This is a genomic window from Pedobacter sp. 05L430, from assembly GCF_056397585.1.
Window position 1 is genome coordinate 1 of sequence record NZ_JBFTNT010000558.1, and the last position, 1,040, is coordinate 1,040.

General features: G+C 35.5%; 1 protein-coding gene. It reads left to right on the top strand.

From position 1 onward, the window contains the following. On the top strand, nucleotides 1–746 hold a 746-nt coding region (locus tag AC1DG9_RS27295), incomplete at its 5' end, for an O-antigen ligase family protein (RefSeq protein WP_477635723.1). Nucleotides 747–1,040: the final 294 nt, after the last annotated feature.

Here is a 1,040-nt window from a genome sequence, read left to right on the forward strand (position 1 = left end):
TGATTGCTATTGTGCTTGCAATAGCTCCGTTCAAATCATGGAAAAGGGTACTTGCCCTGATTGCTGCCGGATTATCTTTTTACGGAATGYTGATTTCGGGAACCAGAGGTGCATTTTTTGCTTTGGTGGTAGGGGTGTTGTTTCTGATTTTCCTGACAAAGAACGTGAAAGTATTAATGTATGGTTTGATCATCACTTTATTGTTTGTCGGGTTTTTAAAGTTTACCACCATAGGTAATGGCAGTTATGAAATTTACAGGCTACGAAGTGCTGTAAATCCTAAGGAAGCCTCATTGAATGTTAGGTTTAATAATCAAATGATCCTTGGCGAATACCTTAAACATAATCCTTTTGGAGGAGGTTTGGGGGTAATTGGTACCTGGGGCAGGGAATATAATAAGGATAAATTTTTATCAACAATAGCACCTGATAGCTACTGGGTTAAAGTTTGGGCAATGTATGGCATTGTTGGGCTAACAATTTGGTTTTCTATGATGATGTATATTCTGGGTAAATGCTGTGGGATAATCTGGAAACTTAATAATGTAAAGCTTAGGTATAAGTGTATTGCACTGCTTTCGGCAACAGCGGGTATTTTTTTCTGTAGCTATGGTAACGAAGTAATCAATTCAATGCCGTCGGCAGTGGTAGCCTCTGTATCGTTGGCATTTATATTTCAGAGCGTGTATTTTGATAAAAAAGATCCATTACCATCAATAAATAACGAACCTAAACTAACCAGCTAATGCCATTTGAAATTTTTGTTATTCCGGGTGTAATATGTTTTATAATCGCCTTTTTTTTGGAGATAAAAGACAAAAAATAAATTTTGCTTTGGTCTAATTACGAACTTGTATTGGACTCAATTAAGTAATATCTTGTGAAAGATTAAATAGGAAATATAATTTAACAGTTATAATGGACATAAAAGCATTTTTACGACTTCTAGGCAAGTATAAATGGGTTTTGATATTAGTACCTCTACTAACGGGGGTGATTACTTATTTTCTGGTAAAGAACCTTCCCAGACAATACAGTTC